The 1,540-nt window shown below is 51.9% G+C and carries 2 protein-coding genes; both read left to right on the forward strand.

Annotated elements, in window-relative coordinates; genetic code table 11:
* Positions 1-432, forward strand: a 432-nt coding sequence (locus tag CA13_RS30870; RefSeq protein ID WP_419195065.1) for a hypothetical protein, incomplete at its 5' end; no start/stop codon positions are given.
* A gap of 219 nt (positions 433-651) precedes the next feature.
* A complete protein-coding gene (locus tag CA13_RS30875) occupies positions 652-1,062 on the forward strand; it encodes a hypothetical protein (protein ID WP_419195066.1) in 411 nt (136 codons plus the stop codon).
* The last annotated feature ends 478 nt before the right edge of the window (positions 1,063-1,540 follow it).

Here is a 1,540-nt window from a genome sequence, read left to right on the forward strand (position 1 = left end):
CGCCAACATTTAGATTTGCCGAAGGGCTTCTTTGCATTGCCTCGAAGAACTACAAAAACACTGCAGCCGACCCTTCAAACGCTCAAGAACGTCGCGTTTGAAAGTATGGTTGTATGTTGGCTTATGCAGGATGGATGGGAGGTGTATGCCCCAATGCTTGATCATGGACACAAGACTGATCTGCTCATCTCAGACGGCCCCCACTTCCACCGACTGCAAGTGAAGACCTTCAACTCCACTGGCGAGAACCAAAGAATCCAGAATTGCTGGAAGGGCAGCGATATTGACTACGTAATCTTGTTTGCGCGTAATGGCGATTGGGGAATCATTACTCCCGCGTTCGAGTCAACATCTAGGTCTATACAGCATGAAACGCATAGAAAATTCAAGAAAACCAAACGCGACTTCCTGCGGCAGTTTCACCAAATCTAGCTGCTGTCATCGGACCTGGAGAGTGGCGAACCATGAAATGCACGGGAGGACGGGAGTCGCGTTTCTCGGTCTGTTTGCAAGTCGTTTACCCGTCCCCCGTGATTTCTGACGTTATCCGACTGAATCAACTTGATAGCATCGTTCAGATCGCTTCTTGACCGCAACGCACAAGACTGCGCTGGACTCTTACGCCAATTCGATGCTCCACCCGTATTTGACTTGTGGCGCAACCCCGTCGCCGACGCTGCCGGCAAAACGGGATCGCTGGCTGGCGACTCTCGCTCGATGGACGCCGATTACTTGCACAAATCTTCGGATGCATCTCAGCTATGCGACGATGGCCACACTCTCGCTGATGGTGGAATCACGGACTCGGGCCTACTTTGGCTGATCTATGACTATCATTCGCTGACCGACTTTAGCGGTGCTGACAACTACACCACTTTTCGGGTGCTCCGATCTGCGCGTTTCGGGGGCAACCGGGTACTTGCGTTTACGCTATGTTACCACTGGATTCCGGAACGCTCGATTTCGCGGCTTGACTTCGAGAACGACGATGGCTGGATCGCAGAAAACGTTCTTGCCGGTCATCATTGGCGTATTGTCCACACGCACAATCACCCATGCTGAACGGATAACCATCGCATGCAACGGAGCCGGGCTTGCGGGCGTTTACAAATGGAACATCAACCGTCCCGGCCCGCTGATGCGTACCGTTATCACTTTCAACGAAGCGAAACTGAAGAGTAGCTCAAATGATAGGTCCGAAAACTCCTTGGTGGATTTACCTACTCACGGTTGCCATCGGATTGCTGCTGTCTTACCTTGCTTCATCCCTTCATCATAACTTTGTCAGGTAGGCTGATACCATGCTCGGACAGCGCGGATCTCGGAGACCTCCAACTTTATTTGTCCCTGGAAAGTGCGGACTGTATGATGTGTGTCACCGGCAGGCACGGAGTGCGCTGCCTTTCACGATTGGTGTTTCGCCGGATTGAAACTGGCAACACCCTCGCACGTATACGCGTGATAACCGTTAAGAATTTGACATCGCGTGAATGAAGAGCGGCTTGTGATGATTTTTGGTGGGGTGAACTGGATAGTGCGA

The organism is Novipirellula herctigrandis (assembly GCA_007859835.1).
In the GTDB taxonomy this organism is placed as follows: Bacteria; Planctomycetota; Planctomycetia; order Pirellulales; family Pirellulaceae; genus Novipirellula_A; species Novipirellula_A herctigrandis.